General features: G+C 72.9%; 10 protein-coding genes. 4 read left to right on the top strand and 6 right to left on the bottom strand.

What is annotated here, in order from left to right; all coding sequences use genetic code 11:
- On the top strand, nucleotides 1-718 hold a 718-nt coding region (locus VKG64_02435; protein HKB23886.1), incomplete at its 5' end, for a M23 family metallopeptidase.
- Here VKG64_02435 and VKG64_02430 read toward each other — a convergent pair.
- The 4 genes from VKG64_02430 to VKG64_02415 are packed head-to-tail and all read right to left on the bottom strand — an operon-like array spanning nucleotide 719 to nucleotide 4,345.
- Nucleotides 719-1,384 carry an RraA family protein gene (locus VKG64_02430; protein ID HKB23885.1) on the bottom strand — a complete coding sequence of 222 codons (666 nt, stop codon included), beginning with the start codon at nucleotides 1,382-1,384 and terminating at the stop codon, nucleotides 719-721. It abuts the gene before it with no gap.
- Between the two features lie 24 nt (nucleotides 1,385-1,408).
- Nucleotides 1,409-2,602 carry an NAD(P)/FAD-dependent oxidoreductase gene (locus VKG64_02425; protein ID HKB23884.1) on the bottom strand — a complete coding sequence of 398 codons (1,194 nt, stop codon included), beginning with the start codon at nucleotides 2,600-2,602 and terminating at the stop codon, nucleotides 1,409-1,411.
- Complete coding sequence (locus tag VKG64_02420; protein ID HKB23883.1) at nucleotides 2,599-3,291, bottom strand: methyltransferase domain-containing protein; 693 nt, start codon at nucleotides 3,289-3,291, stop codon at nucleotides 2,599-2,601. The genes VKG64_02425 and VKG64_02420 overlap by 4 nt, the downstream gene beginning before the upstream one ends.
- 28 nt (nucleotides 3,292-3,319) lie before the next feature.
- Nucleotides 3,320-4,345, bottom strand: a complete 1,026-nt coding sequence (locus VKG64_02415) for a 3-oxoacyl-[acyl-carrier-protein] synthase III C-terminal domain-containing protein (protein HKB23882.1) — start codon at nucleotides 4,343-4,345, stop codon at nucleotides 3,320-3,322.
- A 70-nt stretch (nucleotides 4,346-4,415) separates the two neighbouring features.
- Between VKG64_02415 and VKG64_02410 the strand changes: the two genes are divergently transcribed.
- The 3 genes from VKG64_02410 to VKG64_02400 are packed head-to-tail and all read left to right on the top strand — an operon-like array spanning nucleotide 4,416 to nucleotide 5,949.
- Entirely contained in the window at nucleotides 4,416-4,940 is a 525-nt protein-coding gene (locus VKG64_02410) for a gamma carbonic anhydrase family protein (protein ID HKB23881.1), read from the top strand.
- 7 nt (nucleotides 4,941-4,947) lie between these two features.
- The gene (locus VKG64_02405; protein HKB23880.1) at nucleotides 4,948-5,529 is read left to right on the top strand and encodes a DJ-1/PfpI family protein; all 582 of its coding nucleotides are present in this window, start codon (nucleotides 4,948-4,950) and stop codon (nucleotides 5,527-5,529) included.
- Nucleotides 5,530-5,547: 18 nt separating this feature from the next.
- Complete coding sequence (locus tag VKG64_02400) at nucleotides 5,548-5,949, top strand: PaaI family thioesterase (GenBank protein ID HKB23879.1); 402 nt, start codon at nucleotides 5,548-5,550, stop codon at nucleotides 5,947-5,949.
- 4 nt (nucleotides 5,950-5,953) lie between these two features.
- Here VKG64_02400 and VKG64_02395 read toward each other — a convergent pair whose 3' ends face one another.
- Both VKG64_02395 and VKG64_02390 read right to left on the bottom strand, forming a co-directional pair.
- The gene (locus VKG64_02395; protein HKB23878.1) at nucleotides 5,954-6,736 is read right to left on the bottom strand and encodes an enoyl-CoA hydratase; all 783 of its coding nucleotides are present in this window, start codon (nucleotides 6,734-6,736) and stop codon (nucleotides 5,954-5,956) included.
- Between the two features lie 4 nt (nucleotides 6,737-6,740).
- A complete protein-coding gene (locus VKG64_02390; protein ID HKB23877.1) occupies nucleotides 6,741-7,919 on the bottom strand; it encodes an acyl-CoA dehydrogenase family protein in 1,179 nt (392 codons plus the stop codon).
- Nucleotides 7,920-8,234 lie beyond the last annotated feature (315 nt).

Raw genomic sequence — 8,234 nt, 5'->3', positions numbered from 1 at the left:
GCTCAGGCCCCGCCGCTTCCCCCACGACACGATCGACATCAAGGACGCGTTCCTCCAGGTGAAGGTCCCCGAGCTCCTGCCGCAGCGCCCCGCGGGCCAGCCGCTGGTCGAGGGCTTCCTGGTGATCAACCGCGAGCTCCGCCGCCAGGCCGAGGAGGCGAAGCGCCGGATCGGCGCCACGACGGCCGACCGGCCCCTGTGGGAGGGGCGGTTCGTGCAGCCCCGCAACACGAAGGTGTTCGCGAACTTCGCGGAGACGCGCGTGTACGTCTTCGGTGGCCGTCAGATCGACACGCAGGTGCACTACGGCTTCGACCTCGCGTCCACCCGTCGGTCGCCCGTGCCCGCCGCGAACACGGGCACGGTGGTCTTCGCCGGGCCGCTCACCATCTACGGCAACACCGTGATCGTGGACCACGGCCTCGGGCTCCAGACGCTCTACGCGCACCTCTCGAGCGTCGAGGTGAAGGTCGGGGACGCGGTCGAGAAGGGACAGCAGCTCGGCCGCACGGGCAACACGGGGCTCGCCATCGGCGACCACCTCCACTTCGAGGTGCTCGTCAACGGCGTGTCGGTGACGCCGCTCGAGTGGTGGGACGCGAAGTGGATCCGCGATCACATCGAGAAGCCGCTGCTCGAGGCGGGCCTGCCGCAGATCGGCGGCGACGAGGGGCCGCCGCGGCCGCCCGCGAAGCCCGCGCGACGCCCCGCCCGCTAGCTAGAAGCTCCCGAACTTCGCGTACGCGTCCAGCGGCGTCATCCCGCGCCGGACCGCCGTGCGCACTCTGTTCTCGGTCGCGACGAGCTTCTCGCAGCGCGTGAGGACCTCGTGCGCCACGCGCCGCGGGACCACCACGACGCCGTCCCCGTCGGCGACGACGATGTCGCCGAGACTCACCCGCACGCCGCCGATCGTGACCGGCTGCCCCCAGTCCTGCACCCTCCAGCGCGGCACGGAGTCCTGGGGGGTGCGGTAGCGCACGAACGTCGGGAACCCGAGGCGCGCGATGGACGCGGTGTCGCGCGTCGCGCCGTCGATCACCGCGCCGCGCACCCGGCGGGCGCGGAACCACGACGCACTGAGCTCACCGAAGTGGGCCGCGACGCTGTCGTTGGCGGCGAGCACCAGCACCGAGTCGGCCGGCACCGCGCCCAGCATTCGGAGGAACCGGCGGAGGGTCTCGTCACGCTCGCGCGGCGTCCCGCGGTGGGGCCGGCCGCGCGCCGTGAAGGCGTAGCCCGCGGCACGCATGCCGGCGGTGAGCGGCTGGATCGCCGCGGGCAGCGTCTGGCGATGGAGACCCAGCTCGTCCATCACGTCCGTGATCGCCGCGGTGTAGATCCGCGCGAAGCGGCGCGGCAGGTTGTCCGACCGGCTGGCCATCCCTCGCCCTCCCGGGCAGGGATTCTAGCGCAGGAGCCCGCGGAGGAGCGCGCGCGGTGGGACGAAGTCCCCGATGACGCCGAGCAGGAGGTCGAGCAGCGCGGGGCGCCGGGCGAGCGCGTGGGCGGCGAGGTCGGCCAGCGGGCGGCGCGCCACGACGAGCTGGAGCGCGCGCGTCACGCGCTCCTTGCCCGCGAAGGCCCGCCGCCGCGCGCGGGCGTAGCCGGCGAGCGCCGCGCACGAGCAGTCGCCGGCGCCGAGCGCGCGCACCGCGGTCTCGGCCGCCAGCTCGGCGCCGCGCAGCGCGGCGAAGACCCCCTCGCCCGTGAACGGATCGAAGAAGCCCGCGGCGTCGCCGACGAGCAGGACGCCGCCCGCGCGCGGCGGCGCCACCTCGTACGCGAGCGGTCCCAGCGCCCGCACGGGCGCGACGAGGCGCGCGCCCGCGAGCCGCCGGGCGAGGTGCGGCAGGTGCCTGGCGCGCGCGGTGAAGAAGGTCTCGAGGCGCGCGCTCCAGGGCGCGGCGTCGCCGAGCGGCACGACCAGCGACAGGTTCGCCCGGTCGGGCGCCACCGGGTTCAGGATCGCGTAGTCCGGCGGGTCCACGAAGATCTCGCCGCGATCGCGGCAGCCCTCGAGGCCGGCGACGTAGGTGACGAGCGCCATCCGCCGGAGGCGGTGCTCGCGGCGGAGCCCCAGGCGCTGCGCGATCACCGACGCCCGGCCGTCGGCGGCGATCACGAGCGGGGCGCGGAGCGCTTGCACGCGGCCGGCGCCGTCCACGGCCTCGACACCCGTGACGCGGTCGCCGTCGAGGAGCACGTCGGTCACCCGCGTCCCCTCCCGGACGTCGATCGGGAGCGCGCGCGCCCGCTCGACGAGGATCGCGTCGAGCGTCTCGCGGGGGAGCGCCATCGCGTGCTCGCGGTACGGACGAAAGCGGCCGAGCGCGCGGTACGTGCCCACGAGCTCGGTGCCGTCGGGCGCCGTGATCCGCATGCCCGCGAGCGGCACCGCACGGCCGTCCACCGCCTTGAGCACGCCGAGGCGGTCCAGCACCCGCGGCGCCTCGGGCGACAGGTACTCGCCGCAGATCTTCGGCCGCGGGAACCGGGCGCGGTCGAGGAGCGTGACGGCGACCCCGTGCTCGGCGAGGAGGATCGCCGCCGCCGCGCCGGCCGGGCCCGCGCCGACGACGATGACGTCGGGCGCCCTCACCGCGTCACCGCGACGAGCCGCCCGAACGCCGGATACTCGCGGACGTCGAGCCTCCGGATCCCCGCGCGCGCGGCGAGCGCGCGGAGCTCGGCGCCCGAGTAGGCGCGCCGGACCGACAGCGGACCGTCGTGACGCGAGATCGGGTGGCACCGCAGCAGCCGCGTCGCGAGCCACACCAGCGTGAGCGCCAGGCGCGTGCGCAGGAGGTCGTTCACCACGACGGCGCCGCGCGCGGCGGCGGCCATCTCGCGCAGCGCGGCGACCGCCGCGTCGGGCTCGAGGTGGTGAAGCGTCAGCGACGCCGCGACGACGTCCGCGGCGCCCCGGGCGAACGGCAGCGCCGTGGCGTCGGCGCGGACGAGCGCGATCTCCGGGTACGCGTCGCAGATCCGGCGGGCGAGCGCGAGAGTCTGGGCGTCGCGCTCGACCACCACGACGCGGATCGCGCGGCCGGTCCGGCGCGCCCACCGGACGAGGCGGGCGGCGAACGCCGCGTGGCCGCCGCCCACGTCGAGCACGACGAGCCGGCGGGCGGGGGCGCGCGCCGCCACGCGCCGGATCTCGCGCAGCGTCAGCGCGTAGCCGCCGAACCAGGCGTTCAGACGATCGATGTCGGCGAGCGACGCCGCCCGCTCCGTCGCGCTCACGGGACGGTCGAGGAGCTCGAGCGCCCCCTCCGCTCTGATCATCGGCGCCGGGTCCGCGAGGCCGGGGGCACTACCATCGCAGCAGGGCGCCCTCGGCGGCGAAGCCCGGGCCGAGGGCGATCATGAGCCCCCACTCCCCGTCCACCGGCGCCTCGCGCCGCAGCATCTCCTCGAGCACGAAGAGGATCGTCGCCGACGACATGTTGCCGTAGCGCCGCAGCACCGCGCGCGAGTGCGCGACGTGCTCCTCCCCGAGCTCGAGCAGCGCCCGGGCGCGGTCGATCACCCGCCGGCCCGCGGAGTGGAGCACCCAGTAGCGGATGTCCTCGCGCTTGAGTCCCTGCGTGCCCATGAGGAGCGCCGCCATCTCGCCCATCATCTGGGCGCCGATGTGCCGCACGTCCTTCGAGAGGACCACGCGCGGCCGTCCGCCGGGGTACTCGAACCCCATCGCGTCGAGATGCTCGGGACGGAACAGCGTGCGGTGCGCGACGACCGACGGCCCCGGCCCGTCGGTCGCGAGCGCGAGGGCGCCGGCGCCGTCCGCGAAGATCGCGTGCGCGACCGCGCTCTCGAGCCGGTCGTCGAGGAAGTACGCCGCGGAGCAGATCTCGACGGCGAGCACGAGCGCGCGCCGGCCCGGGAACGCCTGGAGGTGGTTCCACGCCTGCTGCAGCGCCACCATCGCCGACGCGCAGCCCGTGTCCCCGACGTGGACGCGCTGGACGTCGCGCCGGAGCGCGAGGCGGCCGATCAGGTGGGCGTCGAGGCTCGGCGTGAGCCGGCCGGTGCAGGTCGTCGTCGCGAAGAAGTCCACGTCGGCGGGCCGCCAGCCCGCGCGGGCGAGCGCGGCGCGCGCGGCGGCCTCGCCGAGCTCGAGCGCGCCGCGGCGGAAGCGGGCGTTGAGCTCGTCCACGCTCTCGCCGGGGCGGAACGTCGCGCGGTCGATGTAGAGGTGGCGTCCCTCGATCTCGCTCCGGCTGAAGAAGCCGCGGCGCCGGGCGTCGTCGTAGCCCGCGAGCGCGAGGAGCTCCGGCTGCGTGAACCGTTCGCGCGGCGTCGCGGTCGCGACGGCGGCGATCCTCGGCAGGGACATTCGAGCCTCCACGTCGCTCGGGGTTCGCGTAAGATGGGGCCGGTTCGAGCATACTGCGAGGGCAGAGCCCATGCCACTGTTCAGCTTCGAGGGAAAGAGCCCGACCGTGCACCCGACCGCGTTCATCGCGCCCACCGCCGTCCTCGTCGGCGACGTCACGATCGAGGAGCACGCGTCGGTCTGGTACAACGCGGTGCTGCGCGGCGACTTCAACCCGATCGTCGTCCGCCGGGGCGCGAACGTGCAGGACTGCGCGGTCGTGCACGTGACGCCGCGGCAGGGCACCGAGATCGGCGCGGGCGCCACGGTCGGCCATAACTGCACGGTGCACGCGGCGTTCCTCGGCGAGGAGTGCCTCGTCGGAAACGGCGCGACCGTGCTCGACGGCGCCCGGATCGGCGCGCGGGCGATGGTCGCCGCGGGCGCCCTGGTGACGCCGGGGACCGAGATCCCCGACGGCACCCTCGCGCTCGGCGCGCCGGCCAAGGTCCGCGGTCCGCTCGCGGGCACGCCGGCGGAGCACTGGGTGCACGCGAACCCCGAGGGCTACCAGGCCCTCGCCCAGCGCCACAAGGCCTCGGTCAAGCCGGCCTGACGCGGCGATGGCCGTCAAGCGGATCGCGTTCCTCGTCTTCCCGCGGCTCACGTTCCTCGACTTCGTCGGCGCGTACGACGCCCTGCGGCGCGTCGCCACGATGTCGGTGGATCCGGGCGTGAGCCACCGCATCATCGGCACCGAGCCGGAGATCGCCGACGAGACCGGGCTCGTGGTGAAGCCCGACTCCGTCTACGAGGACCTCGGCGGCTTCGACCTCCTCTACGTGCCCGGCGGGTTCGGCACGCGCGCGCTCGCGGACGACCGCCGCCTGCTCGACTACCTGAGGTCCTGGGGCGGTGAGCGCCCGCTGGCCTCCGTGTGCACGGGCGCGCTCCTGCTCGGCCGCGCGGGCTACTTGAAGGACCTCAGGGCGACGACCCACCACCGCGCCTACGACCTTCTGCGCCCGCTCTGCCGCGAGGTGGTCACGGACCGGCGCATCGTGGACGAAGGCCGCGTGGTGACCGCGGGCGGCGTCGCCTCCTCGCTCGATCTCGGCCTCTACCTCGTCGAGAAGTTCTGGGGCGCGGAGGCCCGCCAGAAGATCGCGGCGCAGATGGAGTACCGCGGCTACTCGCCGGTCTAGGAGGAAGGCACCGTGACGATCGATCCCGCCGAGCTGACGGCGCTTCAACAGAAATATCTGCCCGGACTCATCGGCATCCGGTACACCGAGGCGGCGCAGGACCGGCTCGTCGCCGAGCTCGAGATCCGGGACGACCTCCGAACGCTGGGCGGCGCGCTCCACGGGGGCGCGATCATGGCGTTCGCCGACACGCTGGGCGCGACGGCGACGTTCCTCAATCTCCCGCCCGGCGCGTCGACCACGACGCTCGAGTCGAAGACCAACTTCTTCGCCGCCGGGCGCGACGGCACCGTGCGCGGGGAGACGACGCCGCTCCACCGCGGCCGCACGACCATGGTCTGGCAGACCCGCGTGACCGACGCCTCCGGGCGCCTGCTCGCGCTCGTGATCCAGACGCAGATGGTGCTGCAGCCGCGCTAGAGGCTCAGCGCCCCGAGAATTTCGGCGGCCGCTTCTCCTTGAAGGCGGCCACGCCCTCGGCGTGGTCGGCGGTCTGGCGCACGATCGACATGTGCGAGCTGACGAGGTCGAGGTGCGTCCTGAGGTCGAGCCTGAGGCTCTGGTAGACGAGGCGCTTGATCATGCGGATCGGGATCTGCGGGCCCTCGGCGATCTGGCGCGCGAGTGCGTACGTGACGTCCCTGAGCTCGGCGTCCGGCGCCACGCGCTGAACGATGCCGAGCCGGTGGGCCTCCCGTGCCTCGATGAAGTCGGCGGTCCACAGGAGCTCGAGGGCCTTGGCGGCGCCGACCAGGCGCGGCAGGAAATACGTGTCGCCGTCGCCCGGGACGAGCCCCACCTTCACGTAGCCCGTCGAGAAGCGCGCCGACTCCGCCGCCACCCGCATGTCGCACATGACGCACATGCCCATGCCCGCGCCGACCGCGAGCCCGTTGACCATGGCGATGACCGGCTTGTCCATCGCCTCCAGCGTCTTCGGCACTCGGTGGACGCCCTCCCAGAGCGAGTTCTTCCCGTCGAGCGCGGTCGGCTCGCCCTGCCGCATGCGACCGACGTCACCGCCCGAGCAGAAGGCGCGCCCGGTGCCCGTGACGATGACGACGTTCACGCTCTCGTCGGCCTGGGCCGCCGCGAGCGCCTTCGACCACCCGTCGATCATGTCGGCCGTGAACGCGTTGAGCTTGTCGGGCCGGTTCAGCGTGATCGTCGCGATCTTGTCCTTCACGTCGTAGAGCAGATCACTCATGGCGTCAGTCCTTCGGCAGGCCGAGCACGCGCTCGGCGAGGATGTTGCGGAGGATCTCGGAGGTGCCGGCGCGGATGCCGCTCGCCCGCGCGAGGAGCTCGTAGAACTCCCACTGGCCCTCGTCGGGCGCCCAGGGAGAACCGTGGGCGATCTGGGAGTACGGGCCGATCACCTCGGTCGCGACCTCGGCGAGGTCCTGGTCCACCTGGCTCCAGAAGAGCTTCGACGTCGAGCCCTCGGGCCCGGGCGCGCCGCCGCGCAGGATCTTCGTCAGGGTCCGGTAACCGTTGAGCGCGAGCGCCTGCTCGCCGATCCAGAGGCCGGCGACCTTCTGGCGCACGATCGGGTCGGCGCTCTTTTTGTGCTGCCGGACGAGCCCGACGAGCCGGTGGAGGGCGTTGCGCAGCGAGATGTGCCGGATGAAGGTCAGGAGGTCCCGCTCGTAGGCGAGCGTGGTGATCGCGACGCTCCAGCCTTCGTTCAGCTTCCCGACGAGGTTCTCGGCCGGCACGCGGACGTTGTCGAAGAAGACCTCGTTGAACTCGGCCTCGCCCGTGAGCTGGCGGAGCGGCCGCACCGTGATGCCGGGGGTCTTCATGTCCAGGAGCAGGAAGGTGATGCCCTTGTGCTTGGGGGCCCCGGGATCGGTCCGCACGAGCAGAAAACACCAGTCGGCGACGTGCGCCATGCTGGTCCAGACCTTCTGGCCGTTGACGACGAACGCGTCCCCCTCGCGCACGGCGCGCGTCTGGAGGTTGGCGAGGTCCGAGCCCGCGTTCGGCTCGGAGAATCCCTGGCACCACAGCTCCTCGGCGGTGAGGATCTTCGGCAGGAAGCGCGTCTGCTGCGCGACCGTCCCGTGCTTCATGAGGGTCGGCCCGAGCATCGAGACGCCGCCGCGGTTCACGAGCTGGGGCGACTCCGCGCGCGCCATTTCCTGGTAGAGGATGACCATCTCGGTGATCGACGCGCCGCGTCCGCCGAACTCGCGGGGCCAGTCCATCCCGACGTAGCCCGCCGCGTGCATCGTCTTCTGCCAGGCGCGGAGCCTCCGGACCTCGTCGAGCCCGGCGCGCGAGGACGCGAAGGCGCGGCCGCGGAGGTCGTCCGGCAGGTTGGCTTCGAGCCAGCGCCGGACCTCCTTGCGAAACGCCTCTTCCCGCTCGGTGAAGTCGAAGTTCAAAACAGTGCTCCCGCGCGAACGTCGCCGTGAGTCGTCATCGTGTGTTTTCGCGCGGTTGCAGTCTACCTCTGGACAGTCGGGAAGACCATGCCGACCCGTGACGACGGGGAGTGAGAGCAAAGAAAGAGCAAAGTCACGTCGGAACCAGGGTGAATGAGACATTCACCGCGCGTGGCTAACTCCTCGCGGTAGAAGACCGATTTTTTCGACTTTGCCGACTCTTTGCCCTTCATTGGAGAGCCCTACAAGCTCGCCAGAAGCGCGCGAGACATCCCAAGCTCCCCGCTCGCGTCCTTCCCACTTCGAGGGAGCGCA

It is taken from the genome of Candidatus Methylomirabilota bacterium (assembly GCA_035260325.1).
Taxonomy (GTDB): Bacteria; Methylomirabilota; Methylomirabilia; order Rokubacteriales; family CSP1-6; genus AR19.
This window is presented reverse-complemented; position numbering and strand designations above follow the sequence as displayed.